The 21,179-nt window shown below is 73.3% G+C and carries 17 protein-coding genes and 1 tRNA gene; 8 read left to right on the top strand and 10 right to left on the bottom strand.

The features are described from left to right. Positions 1–27: 27 nt before the first annotated feature. Positions 28–921 carry a DMT family transporter gene (locus GSY65_RS06790; RefSeq protein ID WP_159766452.1) on the bottom strand — a complete coding sequence of 298 codons (894 nt, stop codon included), beginning with the start codon at positions 919–921 and terminating at the stop codon, positions 28–30. 303 nt (positions 922–1,224) lie between these two features. On the opposite strand from GSY65_RS06790, the gene GSY65_RS06785 reads away from it, so the two are divergent. The 3 genes from GSY65_RS06785 to GSY65_RS06775 all read left to right on the top strand — a co-directional run bounded on the left by GSY65_RS06785 (position 1,225) and on the right by GSY65_RS06775 (position 4,462). Continuing rightward, the gene (locus tag GSY65_RS06785; RefSeq protein WP_159766451.1) at positions 1,225–2,880 is read left to right on the top strand and encodes an FAD-binding dehydrogenase; all 1,656 of its coding nucleotides are present in this window, start codon (positions 1,225–1,227) and stop codon (positions 2,878–2,880) included. Between the two features lie 255 nt (positions 2,881–3,135). Further along, complete coding sequence (locus tag GSY65_RS06780) at positions 3,136–3,813, top strand: molybdopterin-dependent oxidoreductase (RefSeq protein WP_236580188.1); 678 nt, start codon at positions 3,136–3,138, stop codon at positions 3,811–3,813. Then, on the top strand, positions 3,797–4,462 hold the full coding sequence (locus tag GSY65_RS06775; protein ID WP_159766449.1) for a cytochrome b/b6 domain-containing protein: 666 nt from the start codon (positions 3,797–3,799) through the stop codon (positions 4,460–4,462). Before GSY65_RS06780 ends, GSY65_RS06775 begins: the two co-directional genes overlap by 17 nt. 106 nt (positions 4,463–4,568) lie before the next feature. On the opposite strand, the gene GSY65_RS06770 is transcribed toward GSY65_RS06775, so the two are convergent. Then, a complete protein-coding gene (locus tag GSY65_RS06770; protein ID WP_159766448.1) occupies positions 4,569–5,966 on the bottom strand; it encodes a GntP family permease in 1,398 nt (465 codons plus the stop codon). 108 nt (positions 5,967–6,074) lie between these two features. Then, on the bottom strand, positions 6,075–6,590 hold the full coding sequence (locus GSY65_RS06765) for a gluconokinase (RefSeq protein ID WP_159766447.1): 516 nt from the start codon (positions 6,588–6,590) through the stop codon (positions 6,075–6,077). Between the two features lie 141 nt (positions 6,591–6,731). On the opposite strand from GSY65_RS06765, the gene GSY65_RS06760 reads away from it, so the two are divergent. Further along, positions 6,732–7,457 carry a FadR/GntR family transcriptional regulator gene (locus GSY65_RS06760; RefSeq protein WP_159766446.1) on the top strand — a complete coding sequence of 242 codons (726 nt, stop codon included), beginning with the start codon at positions 6,732–6,734 and terminating at the stop codon, positions 7,455–7,457. Positions 7,458–7,480: 23 nt separating this feature from the next. On the opposite strand, the gene GSY65_RS06755 is transcribed toward GSY65_RS06760, so the two are convergent. The 4 genes from GSY65_RS06755 to GSY65_RS06740 form a co-directional block, all read right to left on the bottom strand. Then, positions 7,481–7,954: a YchJ family protein gene (locus GSY65_RS06755; RefSeq protein ID WP_159766445.1), complete on the bottom strand. Its 474-nt coding sequence runs from the start codon at positions 7,952–7,954 to the stop codon at positions 7,481–7,483. 32 nt (positions 7,955–7,986) lie between these two features. Beyond that, the gene (locus GSY65_RS06750; RefSeq protein WP_201452464.1) at positions 7,987–9,375 is read right to left on the bottom strand and encodes a M1 family metallopeptidase; all 1,389 of its coding nucleotides are present in this window, start codon (positions 9,373–9,375) and stop codon (positions 7,987–7,989) included. A 68-nt stretch (positions 9,376–9,443) separates the two neighbouring features. Then, entirely contained in the window at positions 9,444–13,307 is a 3,864-nt protein-coding gene (locus GSY65_RS06745; protein ID WP_159775667.1) for a Pls/PosA family non-ribosomal peptide synthetase, read from the bottom strand. A gap of 282 nt (positions 13,308–13,589) precedes the next feature. Then, positions 13,590–13,674, bottom strand: a tRNA-Leu gene (locus tag GSY65_RS06740). A gap of 198 nt (positions 13,675–13,872) precedes the next feature. Here GSY65_RS06740 and GSY65_RS06735 point away from each other — a divergent pair. The 3 genes from GSY65_RS06735 to GSY65_RS34465 all read left to right on the top strand — a co-directional run bounded on the left by GSY65_RS06735 (position 13,873) and on the right by GSY65_RS34465 (position 16,686). Continuing rightward, positions 13,873–15,198, top strand: a complete 1,326-nt coding sequence (locus GSY65_RS06735) for a M20/M25/M40 family metallo-hydrolase (protein ID WP_159766444.1) — start codon at positions 13,873–13,875, stop codon at positions 15,196–15,198. Between the two features lie 187 nt (positions 15,199–15,385). Beyond that, positions 15,386–15,619 carry a chaplin ChpH gene (gene chpH / locus GSY65_RS06730; RefSeq protein ID WP_055714145.1) on the top strand — a complete coding sequence of 78 codons (234 nt, stop codon included), beginning with the start codon at positions 15,386–15,388 and terminating at the stop codon, positions 15,617–15,619. A gap of 131 nt (positions 15,620–15,750) precedes the next feature. Beyond that, positions 15,751–16,686 (top strand): chaplin, encoded by a 936-nt coding sequence (locus GSY65_RS34465; protein ID WP_159766443.1) that lies wholly within the window; start codon positions 15,751–15,753, stop codon positions 16,684–16,686. Positions 16,687–16,757: 71 nt separating this feature from the next. Here GSY65_RS34465 and GSY65_RS06720 read toward each other — a convergent pair whose 3' ends face one another. Further along, positions 16,758–16,946 (bottom strand): DUF5703 family protein, encoded by a 189-nt coding sequence (locus tag GSY65_RS06720; protein ID WP_005485166.1) that lies wholly within the window; start codon positions 16,944–16,946, stop codon positions 16,758–16,760. 48 nt (positions 16,947–16,994) lie between these two features. Between GSY65_RS06720 and GSY65_RS06715 the strand changes: the two genes are divergently transcribed. Continuing rightward, complete coding sequence (locus GSY65_RS06715; protein ID WP_159766442.1) at positions 16,995–17,705, top strand: hypothetical protein; 711 nt, start codon at positions 16,995–16,997, stop codon at positions 17,703–17,705. A 96-nt stretch (positions 17,706–17,801) separates the two neighbouring features. On the opposite strand, the gene GSY65_RS06710 is transcribed toward GSY65_RS06715, so the two are convergent. Continuing rightward, positions 17,802–20,129, bottom strand: a complete 2,328-nt coding sequence (locus tag GSY65_RS06710; protein ID WP_159766441.1) for a helix-hairpin-helix domain-containing protein — start codon at positions 20,127–20,129, stop codon at positions 17,802–17,804. Then, positions 20,126–21,109: an aldo/keto reductase gene (locus GSY65_RS06705; RefSeq protein WP_159766440.1), complete on the bottom strand. Its 984-nt coding sequence runs from the start codon at positions 21,107–21,109 to the stop codon at positions 20,126–20,128. Before GSY65_RS06705 ends, GSY65_RS06710 begins: the two co-directional genes overlap by 4 nt. Positions 21,110–21,179: the final 70 nt, after the last annotated feature.

Below are 21,179 nucleotides of genomic sequence, written 5' to 3'. Positions count from 1 at the left end.
CCGCCGGGACGCGCGGCCCCGGCGCGGTCAGCCCTGCTGGAACTCCCGCACCCGCGCGCTGCCGGAGTGGTTGCACGGCATCGCCGGATGCATCCCGAGCAGCACGACCCCGACGACGATGCCGACGAGCCCGGCCGCCTCCCAGGCCAGCGCCCCCGCGTCGGTACGGAGCCGGTCGCCGAGGAAGCCCACCCCGCACGCGATACCGGCGAGCGGCTGCGCGGCGGTGAGCGCGGGCAGCGACATCCGCAGCGGCGCCGCCTCGAAGGCGCTCTGCACCAGCAGCAGCCCCGTCACCCCGAGCATCAGCACCCCGTACGGTTCCCAGGTCGTGAACAGCCCGCCCCAGCCACCGTCGGCGAACAACTGCCCGCTGACCCGGGTGAGCGCGTCCTGGACGCCGTACAGCAGGCCCGCGGCCACCGCCAGCAGCACCGGCGCGGCGGCGAGGCGCAGCCGCTTCGCGTACGCCGTCAGCAGCAGCGCCGCCCCCACCATCACGCCGATGATCACCCACTGCCGCAACGCCCCGTCGGGAGCCGTGCCGCCCTGCGGCTGACCGGCCACGATGAACGCCGTCACCCCGCCCGCGAGCAGGACGAGGCCCGCCCAGCCCTGGCGGCCCAGCGACTGCCGGCTCCGGCGGCGGGACAGGGCGAGCGCGAAGAGCAGGTTGGTCGCGAGGAGAGGCTCCACCAGCGTCACCTCGCCCTGGCCCAGCGCGATCGCCCCGAGCGCCATCCCGCACACCATCAGCCCGATCCCGCCGAGCCAGCGGGGCACGCGGACCAGGTCGAGGAGCAGCCGGGGGGAGAGGAAGTCACCGATCGGCGCGTGCGCGGCGGCCTGCTGCTGGAGCACGAAGCCGAAGCCCAGACAGCAGGCGGCACACACGGACAGGAGGAGAACGAGAACCGACACGCGGAGTACCTAGGGTCGTCGGACGAGCCGCCGCGACCGTCCCGGGGGACGTGCCGCTCTGATTTCCGCACGAGGGCGATTCATGCCTCGACGGGCGACTCGGTATGTATTCGTACGACTGTAGCCGCCGGGCCGTGGGCTGTCCGTAAGGGGAGACACATCCGGACAGTTGACTAGGTCAGGTGTTCTGCCGAAGGATCAGACCCCAAGATGCTGACCGGCCAGTAACAAAGCGCCCGGCGGCGCCTGGCCCGCCACGCCCGCCCCCGCTTGACCGCGCCCGTTCCCGAGAGGACGTCCTCCATGTCGTACGACGCAGATGTGATCGTGATCGGGGCGGGCCTCGCCGGGCTCGCGGCGACCGCGGAGCTCGTCGACGCGGGTCGCAAGGTGATCCTCCTCGACCAGGAGCCGGAGCAGTCGATCGGCGGGCAGGCCCACTGGTCCTTCGGCGGTCTCTTCTTCGTCGACTCGCCCGAGCAGCGCCGTCTGCGGATCAAGGACAGCCACGCCCTCGCCCTCCAGGACTGGATGGGAACGGCCGGCTTCGACCGCGAGGAGGACCACTGGCCGCGCCGGTGGGCGCAGGCGTACGTCGACTTCGCGGCCGGCGAGAAACGCTCCTGGCTGCACGCGCAGGGCGTCCGCTTCTTCCCCGTCGTCGGCTGGGCCGAGCGCGGCGGCTACGACGCGAACGGGCACGGCAACTCCGTCCCCCGCTTCCACATCACCTGGGGCACCGGCCCCGGTCTCGTGGAGCCGTTCGAGCGCCGGGTCCGCGAGGGCGTGGCCCGGGGCCTGGTCCAGCTGAAGTTCCGCCACCGGGTCACCGGGCTCGGGCGCAGCGCCGGCGCCGTGGACACCGTGACCGGCGAGGTCCTCGAACCGTCCTCGATCGAGCGCGGGCAGCCCAGCTCCCGCACCGTCACCGGTGCCTTCGAGTTCAAGGCCCAGGCGGTGATCGTCACCTCCGGCGGCATCGGCGGCAACCACGACCTCGTCCGCGCCAACTGGCCGCGGCGCCTCGGCAGCCCTCCGGAGAAGATGATCTCCGGTGTGCCCGCGCACGTCGACGGCCGGATGCTCGGCATCGCCGAGGAGGCGGGCGCCCGCCTGATCAACCGCGACCGCATGTGGCACTACACCGAGGGCATCCAGAACTGGAACCCCATCTGGGACAACCACGGCATCCGCATCCTGCCCGGACCGTCGTCGCTGTGGCTGGACGCCCGTGGCAAGCGCCTGCCGGTGCCGCTGTTCCCCGGCTTCGACACCCTCGGCACGCTCGAACACATCATGAGCACCGGCTACGACTACACGTGGTTCGTGCTCGACCAGAAGATCATCGGCAAGGAGTTCGCGCTCTCCGGCTCCGAGCAGAACCCCGACCTCACCGGCAAGTCGATCAAGGACGTCTTCGTCCGGGCCCGTGCGGACGTGCCCGGTCCGGTCAAGGCGTTCATGGACCACGGCGTCGACTTCGTCGTGGAGAAGGACCTCGGCTCCCTGGTCCGCGGCATGAACGCGCTCACCAAGGACCCCCTCATCGACGAGGCGGAACTGCGCCGCGAGATCGTGGCCCGTGACCGGGAGATCGCCAACCCGTTCACCAAGGATCTCCAGGTCATGGCGATCCGCGGCGCCCGCAACTACCTCGGCGACAAGCTGATCCGCACCGCGGCCCCGCACCGCGTCCTCGACCCCAAGGCGGGCCCGCTGATCGCCGTCCGCCTCAACATCCTCACCCGCAAGACCCTCGGCGGCCTGGAGACGGACCTGTCGTCCCGCGTCCTCACCGAGGGCGGCGACCCCCTGGAGGGCGTGTACGCGGCGGGCGAGGCCGCCGGCTTCGGCGGCGGCGGTGTGCACGGCTACCGCTCCCTGGAGGGCACGTTCCTCGGCGGCTGCCTGTTCTCGGGCCGCACCGCGGGCCGCGCGGCGGCGAAGGCGACGGCCTGATCCCTCGGCGGATGTGACATCCCTCGGCGGATGTGACGGAATGCTGACGGACCCCCGCCGTCCCTGGCATCCAGGGACGGCGGATGGTCGAATCGGTGTGTGAACCCTGAACATCCCGAGGCGCGGGAAGCACCGACGGACCACCCGCAAGAACGCGAGAGCCACGGCGACCGGGACCGCGCCCACGGCCGGGACCGCGACCACGAACACGACCACGGCCGGGACCCGGAGCAGGGCAAGCCCGTCGGCCGGCGGATCTTCCTCGGCACCCTCGGCCTGGGCGCCCTCGGCGTGGTCTCCGCGCCCGTCCTCCAGCGCGGTCTGGAGGGGTTCCTCGGCGACGCCGCCCAGAAGGACCCCACGGGCCTGACCGGACTGCTCCCCAACGGCGGAGGCTTCCGCTACTACTCGGTGACCGCGTCCGTCCCCCGCAGGACCGCCCGGAACTACCGCCTCACCGTCGACGGCCTGGTCGACCGGCCGACCTCCTACACCCTCGCCGACCTGCGGGCCCTGCCCCAGACCCGGATGGTGAAGGACGTCCAGTGCGTGACCGGCTGGCGCGTCCCCGACACCCCGTTCGAGGGCGTACGGCTCTCCGTACTGCTCGACGCGGCCGGGGTGCGCTCCTCGGCCGGCGCGGTCCGGTTCACCTGCTTCGACGGTGCGTACAGCGAGAGCCTCACCCTGGCGCAGGCCCGCCGCGCGGACGTCCTCGTGGCGCTGCGCATGCAGGACGAGGACATCAGCCACAACCACGGCGGCCCCGTGCGTCTCTATGCCGCTCCGATGTACTTCTACAAGTCGGCCAAGTGGCTCTCCGGCATCGAGGTCACGGAGGACGTCGAGCCGGGCTACTGGGAGAAGCGCGGCTACGACATCGACGCCTGGGTCGGCCGGTCGAACGGGCGGGACGATGAACCGACGACCTGAGACACCGCCCGCCGGGACCGGGACCGGGGCCGGGACCAGGGAAGAGGCCGGGGCGGGCGCGTCCGCCCGCGTCCGGCGCTTCACGACCGCCGAACGCTGGATCCACCGCACCACGGCCGCCCTGATGGGGGTCTGCGTCGTGACGGCGGCCTGCCTCTACCTCCCCTCCCTCGCCGCGCTGGTGGGACGGCGGGCCCTCGTGGTGACCGTGCACCAGTGGGCGGGCCTGCTGCTGCCCCTGCCGGTCCTCGCCGGCCTGGCCTCCCGCGCGTTCCGCGCCGACCTGGGTCGGCTGAACCGCTGGGGGCCGCACGACCGGGTCTGGCTGCGCGCCGTCCGCCGCCGTACGCCGGGCCCGCGGCCCGCCGCCAAGTTCAACGCCGGCCAGAAGGTCTACGCCGCGTGGATCGCCGGCGCCACGCTCGTCATGCTCGCCACCGGTCTGATCATGTGGTTCACCCACCTCACCCCGCTGGCGTGGCGCACCAGCGCGACCTTCGTCCACGACTGGCTGGCCCTCACGGTCGGGATCGTCCTGGCCGGCCACATCGGCATGGCCCTCGGCGACCCGGAGGCCCGCCGGGGCCTGCGTACGGGCCTGGTCACCAAGGAGTGGGCTGACCGGGAGCACCCCCTGTGGCGGCCGTAGCGAGCCGGAACCGGTAGCCGGCCCCCGGCTCGCGCGACAAGAGCCCTTGCCGCGCAACGGGCGCCCGGCCGCGCAACAGACGCCCGGCCGGGCGCCCGCCTGGGCACTAGATCACCAGCGACAGCAGCAGCACCAGTGCCCCCGCCACCACCGAGATGATCGTCTCCATCACCGACCAGCTCTTGATGGTCTGGCCGACGGTCATCCCGAAGTACTCCTTGACCATCCAGAAGCCGGCGTCGTTGACATGGCTGAAGAACAGGGAGCCCGCGCCGATGGCGAGGACGAGCAGCGCCGTGTGGGTCGTCGACATGTCGGCGGCCAGCGGCGCCACGAGCCCGGCCGCCGAGATGGTCGCGACGGTGGCCGAGCCCGTCGCGAGCCGGATGCACACCGCGATCAGCCAGGCCAGCAGCAGCGCGGGGACGGACCAGTCCTCGGAGATCTCCAGGATCATCCGCCCGACCCCGGAGTCGATCAGCGTCTGCTTGAAGCCGCCGCCGGCGCCGACGATCAGCAGGATGCCCGCGATCGGCGCGAGGGACGTCTCCACGGTCGACGACAGCCGCTCCCTGGTGAACCCGGCCGCCCGCCCCAGCGTGAACATGCCCACGATCACCGACGCGAGCAGCGCGATCAGCGGCGAGCCGACGACGTCGAAGACCCGTTGCACCATCTGCTCGGGATCGTCGACCACGATGTCCACCAGGGCCTTGGCGAGCATGAGCACGACGGGCAGCAGCATCGTGGCGATGGTCGCCCCGAACCCGGGCCGCTTCTCCAGGTCCTCCGACGCCCGTGCCGGGATCATGCGCTCGGGCACCGGGACGTCGACCCAGCGCGCCGCGTACTTCGAGAACAGCGGCCCGGCGACGATCACGGTCGGCACGGCGACGAGGAGCCCCAGCGCCAGCGTGACGCCCAGATCGGCCTTGACGGCGTCGATCGCGACCAGCGGCCCGGGGTGCGGCGGGATCAAGCCGTGCATGACGGACAGGCCCGCGAGGGCGGGGACGCCGATCCGCATCAGTGAGTAGCCGCCGCGCCTGGCGACCATCAGCACCACCGGGATCAGCAGCACGATCCCGACCTCGAAGAACAGCGGCAGCCCGATCACCGAGGCGATCAGCACCATCGCCCACGGCATCGCGCGCCCGCCGGCCTTCGCGAGGATCGTGTCCACGATCTGGTCGGCGCCTCCGGAGTCGGCGAGCAGCTTGCCGAGGATCGCGCCCAGCGCGATGAGCACGCCCACACCGGCCACGGTCGTCCCGAGCCCGGTGGTGAAGCTGACGATCGCCTTGTCCAGCGGTGCCCCGGCGAACGCGCCGAGCGCGAGCGAACCGATGGTCAGGGCCAGGAAGGCGTGCACCTTCAACCTGGTGATGAGCAGCACGATGACGGCGATGCCCGCCAGGACGGCTATGCCCAGCTGCGCGTGGCCCGCCGAGGTGATCGGCTCGACGGTGTCCGCTGCCAGCATCTCGGCGCTGAGTCCGGTCACGGTGATTCCTTGAAGGGGTAAGGGGAGAGCAGAGGAAGGGGAGGCGAAGGCAGGAAAGGGGAGCGGAGGAAGCGGACAGTGGAGGGGGCGTGGGACCGGGGCGGCGGGTCACGACGCCGGGGCGAGCCCCCGCAGCGCGGCGACCGCCCGGTCGGTGATCTCTTCGGGGTCGCCCGAGACGTCGACCTCGACACCCGCCTCGTCCGCCCCCAGCGGTTGCAGCGTGGCGAACTGCGAGTCGAGCAGCGCGGTCGGCATGAAATGCCCCCGCCGGTGCGCCATGCGGTCCTCGACGAGCGCCCGGTCACCGGCGAGGTGCACGAAGACCAGGCCGGGCGCGGAGGACCGCAGCCGGTCCCGGTAGGCGCGCTTCAGCGCCGAGCAGCTGACCACCCCGCCGAGCCCGGCCCGGCCGCGCGCCCAGTCGCCGATCGCGTCCAGCCACGGCCACCGGTCCGCGTCGTCCAGCGGTGTCCCGGCCGACATCTTCGCGATGTTGGACTCGGGGTGGAAGTCGTCGCCCTCGGCGTACGGAACGCCGAGCCGGGTCGCGAGCAGGGGACCGATCGTCGTCTTGCCGGTCCCGGCCACGCCCATCACCACGACGACGGGAGGGGTACGCATCGCTACCTCGCTGTCCTCGTCGACTCTGGGACGTCATCGACGTCGACGACACTGAAGCTCATTACATAGGACTAATTCAAGCCCTCGCGGCAAATAAACCTGACTTTTTCTCCGCCCTGTCTTCCTCGTACCCTGATCCCCATGAGCACACCGGGCCGGGGGCTGCACGGCCGAGTACTGGACACGCTCGGCCCGGCGATCACGGCGGGTGAGTACCCGCCGGGCAGCGTCCTGCGCACCGACGAACTCGCTCAGCGGTTCGAGGTGTCGCGCTCCGTGATGCGGGAGGCGGTGCGGGTGCTGGAGTCGATGCACCTGGTCGAGTCCCGCCGCCGGGTGGGTGTGATCGTCCGTCCGGCCGCCGCCTGGAACGTCTACGACCCGCAGGTCATCCGCTGGCGTCTCGCGGGCGCCGACCGCCCCCGCCAGCTGCGTTCGCTGACCGTCCTGCGGTCGGCGGTCGAACCGGTCGCCGCGGGCCTGGCCGCGACCCACGCCACCGCCGAGCAGTGCGCCGCGCTCACCGAGTGCGCGATCGGCATGGTCGCCCACTCACGCGGCCACAGACTGGACGGCTACCTCCTCCACGACGTCGCCTTCCACCGGCTGATCCTCGACGCCTCCGGCAACGAGATGTTCGCCCGCCTCGGCGACGTCGTCGAGGAGGTCCTCGCGGGCCGTACCCACCACGAGGTCATGTTCCACGACCCGGACCCCGCCGCCGTCACCCTCCACGTCCGGGTCGCCGAGGCCATCCGTGAGGGCGACGCCGCCCGCGCCGAACACCTCACCCGCGAGATCACCGAGGGCGCACTGAAGGAACTCGACATCCTGGCCCCCAACGGCCGCCCGGCGACCACCGGTTGACCGGCACGGGCCGCCAGGGCCCCTTACGACGGACCCTGCTCCGGGAACTCCCCGTCCACGTACACCCACGCCCCGTCCACCCGCTCGAACCGGCTGCGTTCGTGCAGGGCGCCGCCGCGGAACGAGGCGCGGAAGGTGACCGTGCCGGTGGTGTGGAAGGCCGACCCCTCGCTCGTGCCGAGGATCTCCAGGCCGGTCCAGCGCAGGCCCGGATCGAAGTCGACGCGCCCCGGACGGGTGCGCGGATGCCAGGTCCGCAGGAGGTACGCCTCGTCCCGGACGACGAACGCGCTGTACCGGGACCGCATCAGCGCCTCGGCGGTCGGGGCCCCCGCCGGCCCGGCGTGGAAACGGCCGCAGCAGCCCTCGTACGTCCCCGGCAGACCGCACGGGCACGGGCCGCCCGCCCCCGACGGCACCCCGCCGGGCGCCGAGGACCTGGCGGCGGACCGGGACGAGGACTGCGAACGGGCCTTGGGGCTGCGACGCGACGACATGACCACCATTCTGCCCGCCCCGGCACCCGCCCCTACGCGGAGCCCGTGCTCGTGGGCGGGTACGGCGGCCGCGCCGGCACCGCACCACCCGCCGACGGCGCCCGCGGCAGCGGCGGCAGCGCCGGCTCGTGCAGCCACGCCGCGAACAGGTCGTCCAGCGGCCCGTCCGCGTACCGCCCGGCGTGCGCGGTGAACGACGCCGTCGTCACGGCACCCCCGCGGTGCACCGTCGCCCAGCCGCGCAGCATCCGGAAGAACGCCGCGTCACCGAGGGCGCACCGCACCGCGTGCACGGTCAGACCGCCACGCTCGTAGAGCCGGTCGTCGAACATCAGCTTGCGGCCCGGGTCCGCCAGCCGCAGATCCTGCGGGAGCGCCGCGAGCTTCCGGTGCGCGGCGGCGGCCGACTGCTCCGCCGTACGCCCGCCGGAGCGCTCCGACCACAGCCACTCCGCGTACTTGGCGAACCCCTCGTTCAGCCAGATGTGCCGCCAGTCCGCGATGGACACGCTGTTGCCGAACCACTGGTGGGCCAGCTCGTGCGCGACCAGCCGCTCCGAACCCCGCGCCCCGTCCACATGGTTGGCGCCGAACAGCGACAACCCCTGTGCCTCCACCGGGACGTCGAGCTCCTCCTCGGTCACCACCACCGCGTACTCACCGAACGGATACGGCCCGAAGAGCTCCTCGAACAGCTCCATCATGGCGGGCTGCCGCGCGAAGTCCCGTGAGAACTCGGTGAGCATGTGCGCCGGGATGTGCCCGTGCTGCGGCACCCCGCCCGGCCCCGGATCGCCCAGCAGCACCGTCTGGTACTTCCCGATCGACAGCCCCACGAGATAGCTCGACGTCGGCGCCGACTGCTCGTACACCCACGTCGTCGTCGACGCCTTCGTCGTCCGCGTCAGCAACCGGCCGCCCGCGACCACCTGGTACGCCGACGGCGTGGTGATCGAGATCTGGTACGACGCCTTGTCCGCCGGCCGGTCGTTGCACGGGTACCACGACGGAGCCCCCACCGGCTGGCTCGCCACCAGCGCCCCGTCCGCCAGCTCCTCCCAACCGAGCCCGCCCCACGGGCTGTTGACCGGCCTCGGATTGCCCGACCACTGCACCTCGACCGTGAACGCGGCCCCGGCCCGGACGGGCTTCGCGGGCCGGATGCGCAACCTGCCGCCCCGGTGCGTGTAGTGCGGCGCCCGCCCGTCGACGCGGACCCGCCCGATCTTGAAGTCGGCCAGGTTCAGCTGGAACTCGGTGAGCGCCGCGCGGCCCGCTATGGCGTTCAGCCGCGCGGTGCCGGACAGCCGGTTGGGCCCCGGCCGGTAGTCCACACCCAGCTCGTACCGGTGCACCCGGTAACGGGCGTCACCGTTCGCCGGGAAGTACGGGTCCGGACCCATCGCCTGCTGAACCGCCACTGCCGCTTCTGCTCCCCGCTCCGCTGTCGTACGACGTCCATCGTCCCCCGGCGTCGCGGACACGGCACTCAGGGCCGCCACACCTCGATCGGGTTGCCCAGCCACCGGGTGTCGTCCGGGACGGACTCCGCCGCCATGACCAGCGACGCCGGACCCAGCGTGGTACGGGCCCCGACCACACTGCCGGGCAGGACGATCCCGCCCGGGCCCAACGTGGCGCCCTCACGGAGTTCCACAGTATCCGTCCGCAAGATCCGGTCGTGGAAGAGGTGCGTCTGCAGCACGCATCCCCGGTTCACCGTGGCGCCGTCGCCGAGCGTCACCAGATCGGTCTCGGGCAGCCAGTAGCTCTCCACCCACACCCCCCTGCCGATCCGCGCCCCGAGCCCGCGCAGCCACACGTTCATCAGCGGCGTACCGGGCACCGACCCGGCCAGCCACGGCACGGCCACCACCTCCACGAAGGTGTCCGCCAGCTCGTTGCGCCACACGAACCCGCTCCACAGCGGATGCTCGCCACCGCGGTGCCGCCCCACCAGCAGCCACTTCGCCACCACCGACAGCGCGCACCCCACCGCGCCCGCGCCCAGCAGCACCGGCCCGCCGAGCAGCCACCCCCAGCCCCCCAGCGCGCTCAGCACCGCCACGGTCAGCAGCGCCAGCCCCGCCGAGCAGAACACCGGCACGATCCGGCACAGTTCCACCAGCGCCCGCGCCCACAGCAGCCGCGCCGCCGGCTCGTACGTCCGGCTCTGGTCACCGGCGGCCGCCGCCCGCGGCAGCTTCATCGGCGGCAGCCCCAGGTACGAGCTGCCCTTCTTCGCCTTCTTCGGTGTCGCCGACAGCACCCCGACCAGCCCGCCCTCCGGCACGGAACGCCCCGGCGCGGTCATCCCCGAGTTCCCGAGGAACGCCCGCCGCCCGATCTCCGCCCGCCCGATCCGCATCCAGCCGCCCCCCAGCTCGTACGGCGCCGTCAGCGTGTCGTCCGCGAGGAACGCCCCGTCGCCGACCGTCGTCAGACTCGGCAGCGCCAGCACCGTGGACACCTCCGCGCCCTTCCCGATCCGCATCCCGAGCAGCCGCAGCCACACCGGCGTCACCAGCCCGGCGTACAGCGGGAACAGCGTCTCCCGCGACCGGTCCATCAGCTGCGTCACCGTCCACGCCTGCCAGCCGACCCGGCTGTGCGTCGGATGCGTGCCCTCCCGCAGCCCCAGGCTCAGCACCCGCACGGCCACGAGCAGCAACAGCGCGTACGCCGCCCCGAACGCCAGCGTCGCGGGCACCAGACCCACCGCCGCGCCCCGCACGGCCCGTCCGAGCCCGGCCCCCGGCGCCACGAACAGCGCCAGGACCATCAGCGCGGCGACCCCGGCGAGCACCGGCAGCGCGGTCAGCCCGACACCGGTCGCCCCGTACGCGGCCCGCCAGACCGGGCCCCGCCGCGGACGCTCCTTCGGCCAGTTCCGCTTCGCCCTGCCCAGCTTGACCGCCGGGGCCCCGGCCCAGCGCTGCCCGGTGGGGATCTGCCCGGCCACCGCGGACCCCGGCGCCACCTCGGCCCGCTTGCCGACCCGCGCCCCCGGCAGCAGCATGCTCCGCGTCCCGACCACCGCGCCGGCGCCCACCTTCACGGCGCCGATCTCCAGCCGGTCCCCGTCCAGCCAGTACCCGGACAGGTCCACCTCCGACTCCACGGCCGCGCCCCGCCCGAGCTTCAGCAGCCCGGTCACCGGCGGCAGCGTGTGCAGATCGACCTCGGCGCCCACCTTGGCGCCCAGGGCCCGCGCGTACCGCTCCAGCCACACCCCGGTCAGCGACGTCGCCCCGCTGAACTCGGCCAGCCGCTCCGCTGCCCACAGCCGCAGATGCACGCTCCCGCCCCGCGCGTACCGCCCCGGACGGACCCCGCGCAGCAGCAGCCGCGCCCCGCCCGCGGCGACCGCGAGCCGCCCCGGCGGCGTGAAGAGCACCAGCGCCCCCGCCACCACGGCCCACCAGGGCGCCGTCGGCAGCCACGCGTACGACCCGAGCAGATTCCCCAGCGCCGCCAGCGGGACCACCCACCGCAGCCCCAGCAGCGTGAACAGCGGCACCAGCAGCAGCAACTGCAGGACCCGCGCCCGCACGGGCACGGGCACCACGGCCCGCCGCGCACCGTCCCCCTGCGCCGACTCCTCCAGGTACCGGGCCAGCTTCCGCAGCGTCGGCCGCTGGTAGACGTCCAGCACCGCCACGCTCGGATACCGGCTCCGCAGCCGCGTCGTCAGCTGCGCGGCCGCCAGACTGCCGCCGCCGATCGCGAAGAAGTCGTCGTCGGCGCCGCCCACCGGCGCACCCAGCACCTCGGCCCACTGCTCGGCGAGCCACGCCTCGGTGCCGTACAACTGCTCGGCCGGCCCGCCGTCCAGCTCCGGCAGCGGCCACGGCAGCGCGTCCCGGTCGACCTTCCCCGACGTCCGGGTCGGCAGGTCCCCGACCTGCGCCAGCAGCGGCACCAGCGCCGCCGGCAGCTCCGCGCGCAGCCGCTCCACGGCCGCCGCCCGGTCCCACCCGTCCTGGGTGACCACATAGCCGACCAGCAGCTGGTTCCCGCTCCGCGCGGTCCGTACGGCGGCCGCGGCGCCCGCGACCCCGGGCAGGCCCCGCAGCGAGGCGTCCACCTCGCCCAGCTCGATCCGGCGCCCGCCCAGCTTGATCTGCTCGTCGGCCCGCCCGAGGAAGACCAGCCCCTGCGGCTCGGCCCGCACCAGGTCACCGCTGCGGTAGGCGCGCTCCCAGCCCAGCGAGGGAAGCGGCGCGTACTTCTCCGCGTCCTTCTCGGGGTCCAGGTACCGCGCGAGCCCCACCCCGCCGATCACCAGCTGCCCACTGCCGCCCATCGGCACCGGCTCCCCGGCCTCGTCGACGACGGCCAGCTCCCAGCCGTTGAGCGGCAGCCCGATCCGGACCGGCTCCGCACCGTTCATCAGCGACGCGCACGCGACGACGGTCGCCTCGGTCGGCCCGTACGTGTTCCAGACCTCGCGCCCCTCCGTCACCAGCCGCTGCGCCAGCTCCGGCGGGCAGGCCTCCCCGCCGAAGATCAGCAGCCGGACGTCGTCGAGGGTCTCCGGTTCCCACAGCGCCGCGAGCGTGGGCACCGTCGACACCACGCTGATCTCCTGCTCGACCAGCCACGGCCCCAGATCGGCACCGCTCCTGACCTGCGCGCGCGGCACCGGCACCAGGCAGGCCCCGTACCGCCAGGCCAGCCACATCTCCTCGCAGGACGCGTCGAACGCCACCGAGAGCCCGGCCATGACCCGGTCACCGGGCCCGATCGGCTCCTCGGCCAGGAACAGCTCCGCCTCGGCGTCCACGAACGCGGCGGCGCTGCGGTGGCTCACGGCGACGCCCTTGGGCCTCCCGGTCGACCCGGAGGTGAAAATGATCCACGCGTCGTGCTCGACCCCGGGCCGCGCGGCGGGTGAGCCGGACACGCCGTGGACGGTCAGCTCGTGCCGGGCGCCGACGACGGCCCGCACCCCGGCCTCGCCGAACACCAGCTCGGCGCGCTCGTCGGGGTCCTCGGCGTCCACCGGGACGTACGCGGCCCCGGCGGCCAGCACCGCGAGGATCGCCACGTACAGGTCGTTGGTGCCCGACGGCACCCGCACCCCGACCCGGTCCCCGAGCCCGACGCCCGCCGCGCCCAGTCGCCGGCGCAGCCGCTCCACCTCCATGGCCAGCGCCCGGTAGGTGAGCCGCCGTGTGCCGTCGTCCAGCGCGGGCTCGTCGGGGAACGACCGCACGGACGCCTCGAAGACGTCGACGAGGGTGCGGGGGGAGGCGGCGGGCCCCGCCGAGAACCGGGCCGGCCCGTCGAGTACCTCCGCCGGTTCCCCCTCCAACAGGGTCAGCTCGGGACTGTCGTACACGGCGGCCATCGGATCCTCGCCTTTCACACCCGGACGATCCGGGGGGCGCCGGCGGGCCCGCAGGTCTGCCTGGGGATGTTTCCGTCCCGGCGCCGAACAAGCCCCATACTCTAGTGCTCACGTGACCACGGCCTGTCGTATCGGCCAAGAGGGCGCATCCGGGAAGCAACCCGCAGACCTCGGGCATCCGTCGTGAGCTGGTGTTTTCCCGGCGAGAGGAGACATCTCCCACACTGCCCGCACCACACGCACGAAGGCCGCGACCTGACGGTCGCGGCCTTCGCCCCTGTGTGTCCGAGGGGGGACTTGAACCCCCACGCCCGATAAAGGGCACTAGCACCTCAAGCTAGCGCGTCTGCCATTCCGCCACCCGGACAAGGTGTCTGTCGTGCGGGGCTTCCCCCGCGGCGACAGAGGAAACATTACCAGGCTTTCGAGGGCCTTCGATCACCCCCGTTCCCTGAGGTCCCCGGCGTGAACGGCGTGTGACGGGCCGCTCCCGCTCTTGGGGCGGGAGCCCGGGCAGGAGGAGGATGAGGGGGAACCACCAGCAGCGACAGCGGGAGGAAGCAGCGTGAGCGAGACGGACACGGCCAGGCGCGTGACCGGCGAGGACGAGGTCGTGGACCTCTGCCGCGAGCTGATCCAGATCGACACCAGCAACTTCGGCGACCACTCGGGGCCGGGCGAACGCAAGGCCGCCGAGTACGTCGCGGAGAAGCTCTCCGAGGTGGGTCTCGAACCGAGGATCTTCGAGTCGCACCCGGGGCGCGCCTCGACGGTGGCCCGTATCGAGGGCGAGGACCCGTCCCGGCCCGCGCTGCTCATCCACGGCCACACCGACGTCGTTCCGGCCAACGCCGACGACTGGACCCACCACCCCTTCTCCGGTGAGATCGCCGACGGCTGCGTGTGGGGCCGGGGCGCGGTCGACATGAAGGACATGGACGCGATGACCCTCGCGGTCGTCCGGGACCGGCTGCGCAGCGGCCGCAAGCCCCCGCGCGACATCGTCCTCGCCTTCCTTGCCGACGAGGAGGCCGGCGGCACGTACGGCGCCAAGTACCTGGTCGAGAACCACCCCGACCTCTTCGAGGGCGTCACCGAGGCGATCAGCGAGGTCGGCGGGTTCTCCTTCACCGTCAGCGAGCAGCGGCGGCTGTACCTGATCCAGACGGCCGAGAAGGGCATGCACTGGATGAAGCTGACGGTGGCCGGCACCGCGGGCCACGGCTCGATGATCCACCGCGACAACGCCATCACCGAGCTGTCCGAGGCCGTCGCCCGCCTCGGCCGCCACACGTTCCCGGTACGCGTCACCAAGACCACGCGCGCCTTCCTCGACGAACTCGGCGACGCGCTGGGCACCGAGCTGGACCCGGAGAACATGGAGGGCACCCTCGCCAGGCTCGGCGGCATCGCCAAGCTCATCGGCGCCACCCTCAGCAACACCGCCAACCCCACCCAGCTCGGCGCCGGCTACAAGGTCAACGTCATCCCCGGCGAGGCCACCGCGCACGTCGACGGGCGGTTCCTGCCCGGCTTCGAGGAGGAGTTCCTCGCCGACCTCGACAAGATCCTCGGGCCCAAGGTGCGGCGCGAGGACGTGCACTCCGACAAGGCGCTGGAGACGTCCTTCGACGGAGCCCTCGTGGACGCCATGCAGTCGGCGCTGGTCGCCGAGGACCCGGCCGCGAAGGCCGTGCCGTACATGCTCTCCGGCGGTACGGACGCCAAGTCCTTCGACGACCTCGGGATCCGCGGCTTCGGCTTCGCCCCGCTGAAGCTGCCGCCGGAGCTGGACTTCGCGGGCATGTTCCACGGCGTCGACGAGCGGGTGCCCGTGGAGGGCCTGAAGTTCGGTGTGCGCGTGCTCGACCGTTTCATCGACGCGTCCTGACCTTCTTCCGCAGCCTCTTCCGTGCCTTCTACCGCGCCTTCCTCCGCGACGCCGTTTATTCGGCAGCGCGTACGACGATCAACCGGGACGGGTGAATCGAAACATAAGCTCGTAGCTCCATTCATCCCTCCTCGTTACACGTGATGCGGCTCGCTACTCGGGGTCGCTTTGCCAACAAGGAGGAATAATGATCAAGAAGGTCGTCGCTGCTGCGGCTGCCACCGGTGGTCTCGTGCTCGCGGGTGCGGGTCTGGCTGTTGCCGACGCCGGCGCCCAGGGTGCCGCTGTCGGTTCCCCGGGTGTCGCGTCCGGCAACGTCGTCCAGGTGCCCGTTCACGTGCCCGTGAACGTGTGCGGCAACACGATCAACGTGATCGGGCTGCTGAACCCCGCCTTCGGCAACACCTGCATCAACAAGTGACGTTGTGCCTCACCCGGTGAGGGTCCGATAACCGTTGGCCCCGGAGTGCGCGCCATGCACTCCGGGGCCGACCGGTTCCCCGGACAAGGTGAAGAAGATCAGACCATACGGCTAAGGCAGGTAATTCAGAGATGCGACAGGTCACCCGCAAGGGCCTGATGACGATGGCGGCCGCGTCCGGCGTCCTCGCCGCGGCCGGCGGTTACGCGCACGCCGACTCCGCCGCCCAGGGTTCCGCGACCAACTCGCCCGGCGTCCTCTCCGGCAACACCGTGCAGGCCCCGGTGGAGGCCGAGGTCAACGTCTGCGGCAACACCGTCAGTGCAGTCGGGCTGCTGAACCCCGCGTCCGGCAACAAGTGCTCCAACGGCGTCAAGACCGGCAAGCACGCCGGTGGTTCCGGATCGTCGCACGGCGGCTCCCGCGCCCAGGGGCACGCCGGTGGCTCGCCCGGCGTCGCCTCGGGCAACCATGTCCAGGCCCCGGTGCACGTACCGGTCAACGCCTGCGGCAACAGCGTCAACGTGGTCGGCGTCGGCAACCCGGCCACGGGCAACGACTGTTCCAACGGCGGGGGCGGCCACCATGGCGGCGGCCACGGCTCCTCCCACGGCGGCGGATCCCACGCGGGCGGACACACCGACGGCTCCCCGGGCGTCGGCTCCGGCAACCACGTGCAGATCCCCATCGACATCCCGGTCAACGCCTGCGGCAACAGCGTCAGCGTCATCGGCCTCGGCAACGGCACGACCGGCAACGACTGCGGGAACCCCGGCGGTGGAGGGTCGCCCGAGAACCCCGGCGGCCCGCAGAACCCGCCCGGCCCGGAGCAGCCCGGCGAGCCGGGACAGCCCGGTGAGCCCGGCAACCCCGGCAACCCCGGTGGCCCCGGCCCCGGTGGTGAGCCGAACACGCCGGGTACCCGTACGGTCACCCAGCCCGGTCCGGTCGGGCAGCTCGCCCAGACCGGCGCCGAGGTTCCGCTCGGTCTCGCCCTGTCGGTGGGCGCCGGCACGCTCCTCGGGGGCGCGCTGATCTACCGCAAGGCCCGGGCCACCGTCCGGTAGACCGGACCCGAGCCCACGAAACGGAGCGGGCCCCGCACCAGCGGGGCCCGCTCCGTTTCGGTCTGCTCACATCACCACGTGGCCCGCACCTGGCGGATGATCCGTCGGCGCAACCGCACCCGGCGGCTGCCGTCGCGCAGCAGACTCAGTCGGTCCAACTCCCAGTGTCCGTACTCGGCATGGTCCGTCAGCAGGCGTGTGGCGTCCTTGCGGGAGACCCCGCGCGGTACGTACACGTCGACAAATTCGTATTCCGGCATCGGTATCTATTGTGCGGGCTGGGGCCCGGTACGGATAGCGTCTGCACTATGTCTGATGCTGCGCAGCCCACCGCTGCCGAGGTACGCGCCGCCGCCGAGGCGGTCAAGACCGCGCTCGACCGCCACCTGGCCGCGGTCGAACGCCGGTCGGGTGAGGACGACCCGGCCGTCTACGAGGCGTTCAACGAGCTGGCCGCGGCCGCCGAGGAGTACGACGAACTGCTCTACGACCGCTACGACGAGGTCACTCCCTTCGAGATCCCCGGCACCGAGGACATGCCGCCGTACACCGGCCCCGAGGAGCCGAGCGCGCTGAGCGTGCTGATCCGGCGGGACTACACGGTGGTGGAGCCGCAGCGTTTGCGGGCGCAGGCGCAGCGGGTGGAGGCGGCCGACGAGCCGTCCGCCGTCGGCGTCGGCGACGACGCGGCGTCGGCCACCGTCCACGGCGCCCTGGGTGTGCTGTTCGGCGAGTTCGAAGCGGACGAGATCGCCTCCCGGCACAAGGAGTTCGGCCTGGAGGAGGGCGACTCCACCCTCTGGGTCACCGCCGGGGACGACACGGCCGATCCAGGGGAGTGGCTGGAGGCCCCGTTCGAGAACGTCGACCCCCAGCGGGTCGTCTGCCGCTTCGACGTCAGCGCGGTCTTCGACGAGGACGAGGACGACGCCGAGGGTGACGTCGAGGAACTCGACGACGAGCTCGACCTCGACGAGGATCCGGACGACGAGTTGGAGCCGCTGGACACGGACCGGTAGCGCGGACGGGACCGGACCGCCGGGTGCCCGCGGGATCGGGCCCCCGGCGGGAGCGCGACCGCGGGTCGCCCCCGGCCGATCGGGCTGCTCCCCGGCTCAGCCTGCAGTGGGTACCTGTGCCTTGAGCAGGGCCGGCAGGCGGGTCGTCCGGGGCTTCGGGGGGACCTCGGCGACCGCGCGGGGCAGCGTCTGCTCCACCCCGTGGACCACGGACAGGTGCCGCTCCGCACGGGAGAACGCGGTGTAGACCCAGGGACGGCTGAGCGCCGCGCCCGCGTCACCCGGCAGGACCACCACCGCAGCCTGCCACCGATGCCCCACCGCCTGGTGCGCCGTGAGCGCCCACCCGTGCCGTACGGCCGTCTCGACCCGCTCCTTCGGCACGACGACGGCGCCCTCCGCGCACTCCAGGTGCAGCCCCTCCGCGTCGGCCCTGACGACGCGCCCCGGCGTCGCACGGCCCGGCACGGGGGAGTGGACGACACGGTCACCGGGGTCGAACCCGCCGAAGCGGCCCTGCCCGGGGTTCAGCCGCTCCTTCAGCGCCGCGTTCAGCGCACGGGTGCCCGCCGCGCCCCCGTGCCCGGGGGTGATCACCTGCACCTGCGCGGCCGGGACGCCGAAGGCCCTCGGCACGGAGTCGACGACGAGCTGCACGGTCCGGTGCACGGCCTCCCCGGCGTCCCGCACCGGCACGATCACGACCTCCTTGCCGGGCGCCGCCACCTGGTTCAGCTCTCCGATCCCGATCCCGGAGACCAGCTCACCGAGAGGGCCGGGGTCCGGGGTCCGTGAGGAGACCTGCGGGCAGGCCCGGGCGGCGAGGAGGTCCGCGAACACCCGCCCCGGTCCCGCGGACCACAGCACCCCCGGATCACCGCTGAGCACCAGCCGAGCCCCGTCGGGCAGCGACTCGGCCAGGACGGCGGCGGTCTCCACGTCGAGCTGCGGCGCGTCCAGCACCACGAGCAGATCGAGGGCGAACGCGCCCTCGCCGTCCCTGCCGGGCCCCTCGACCCCGGCCAGCAGCCCGCCCACCGTGACCACCGGGGAACCGCTCTCCCCGGCGTCCGCGGGGGTGTTGGCGTCGGCGGGGGCCGCGCCGCCCGTCCCGGCGGCGTCCAGCAGCGCGGCGAACCGCCGTCTGCCGTCCGTGCTGTGCGTGGCCGCCCACGCCCGCAGCCCGAGGGCCCGCGCGGCGGCGACCAGCGCGGCGGGTTCGGCGCGGGCCGCCTCGCCGCCGGTGTGCAGGACGAGCCCGTGCCCGGCGACGGCGCGGATCAGCTCGGCGGCGGGCCGGGGCGCCGACCCGGCCGCGGACGCCCAGTCCGCGGTGTCGTCCTTGGGCGGGGAGTTCACGATCCGGGCGAGGCCGTCGGCGAGGCTCTCCTCGGCGAGGGCATAACGCTCCAGACCGACCAGGACGCGCACGGGGCGCTCCCGGTCCTCCTCGTCGTCCTCGGCGTCGGTGGCCGCCGTGACGGCCGGGGCGTCGTCGAGCGCGTCCTGGAAGATCAGTGCCTCGCCCTCGGCGACGGCGCTCTGCACGGCCTCGTCCGGGTCCGGCACCGCGCGCTGGGCGAGCGCGGCGGTGAGCGCCGGGACCTCCAGCGCGGTGTGTCCCGCGACGGCGGCCTGCTCCAGCAGCCATACGGTGACCGCCCGGCCGCGCCGCTCGTCGTCCGGTCCGCACTCCGCGCCGAGCAGCGCCCGCGCGAACCCGTCGGCCTGTTCGGGCCGGACCCCGGGGACCCGCAGCAACTGCCAGGGGTCCTCGCGCAGCAGGTCGCCGGCGCCCTCGCCGAGCGTCTCGGCGACCTGCGGAGCCAGCGTCTGCGGGGCACCGCCCTCGGTCAGCACCGCCCGCACCGACTCGACGGTCTCGCCGGACGGAGCGGCGGCGACGGGGGCGGCCACCGGCTGCGGGCGCCTCACCGGTTCCGGCGCGGGCCGCCGGGGCGCGGGCTCCGGTTCCGCGAAGACGGTGGCCGAGGGCTTCTGCCCGCCCTCCACGGCCCGTACGGCCGCCAGCAGGTCGGCCGCCGTGCCGCTGAGCTTGGCGCCCGCCGTGATGGGCCCTTTCTTCTCGGCCTTGCGCCGTTCGATCCGCTCCCGCTCCAGCTTCTGCGCCGCCAACTCGGCCTGCGCCTCGGACAGGTCGGACGCGCCGGCGCCGGTCTCCGCGGCAGCCGCCGCGTCGGCCACGTCCTCCGGGCCGCCCGTGGCACCGGTCGTCCCCCCGGCCCCCTCGGCGTCCCCGCTCTCCGTGACCCCGGGGCTTCCGTCGTCCGTCGTCGGCGCCGTCGCGGGTGGCGTGCCGTGGTCGTCGGGTGTGCCCTCGGCCTCCGGTGCCCCGGCGTCGGGGGCTCGGTCGGCCCGGCCCCCCGGCTCGTCCGGCTCCGTGGTCGCGGGCTCCGTGCTCACAGCGTGCTCCAGTCGTGATCGGGATAGCGGTGCACGGGCGCCGACACGTCGTCGAGCGCCCGGCAGATCTCGTCAGGAAGACTAAGGGTCTCCACTGACAACGCCGCCGTGAGCTGGAGGGCGTTGCGCGCGCCGACGATGGGCGCGGCCACGCCCGGCCGGTCCCGCACCCAGGCGAGGGCGACCTGCAGCGGCGTCACGGCGAGCCCGTCCGCGGCGGTCTGCACCGCGTCGACGATGCTGCTCGCCGTGTCGTCGAGGTACGGCGCGACGAACCGGGCCATGTGCTCCGAGCCGCCCCGCGAGTCCGGCGGTGTGGCGTGCCGGTACTTGCCGGTCAGGACCCCCCGGCCCAGCGGCGAGGACGGGAGCAGCCCCACCCCGAGGTCCAGCGCGGCCGGCAGCACCTCGCGCTCGACGCCGCGCTGGAGCAGGGAGTACTCCATCTGCGTACTGGCCAGCCGGGTGCGTATGCCCGGAGCGGCGAGCTGCCAGGTGGCCGCCTTCGCGAGCTGCCAGCCGCAGAAGTTGGAGACCCCGGCGTAGCGGGCGCGGCCGCTGCTGACGGCCAGGTCGAGGGCGTGGAGCGTCTCCTCCAGCGGGGTCTCGGGGTCGAAGGCGTGGAGGTGCCAGAGGTCGACGTGGTCGGTGCCGAGGCGGGCCAGGGAGGCGTCGAGGGCGGCGAGGAGATGACCGCGGGAGCCGTCGAAGCGGCGGTCGGGGTCGGGGACGCTGCCGGCCTTGGTGGAGATGACCAGGTCACGGCGGGGTACGAGGCCGTCCATCAGCTGGCCGAGCAGATACTCGGCCTCGCCGTCGCCGTACACGTCCGCCGTGTCGACGAGGGTGCCGCCCGCCTCCCAGAACACCTTCAACATGTCCGCGGCGTCATGCTCGTCCGTGTCACGGCCCCACGTCAGGGTGCCGAGCCCGATCCGGGACACACGCAGGCCGGTACGGCCGAGATGCCTCTGCTCCATGGACGCCGACACTACTGTCCGGAGTTCGCCGTGTGGGGGCCTGTGGACAACCGATTTCCCCAGGGACCGG

This window comes from Streptomyces sp. HM190, from assembly GCF_009857135.1.
In the GTDB taxonomy this organism is placed as follows: Bacteria; Actinomycetota; Actinomycetes; order Streptomycetales; family Streptomycetaceae; genus Streptomyces; species Streptomyces heilongjiangensis.
The sequence above is the reverse complement of the archived record's forward strand: the minus strand, read 5'-3'. Positions and strand labels throughout refer to the sequence as shown.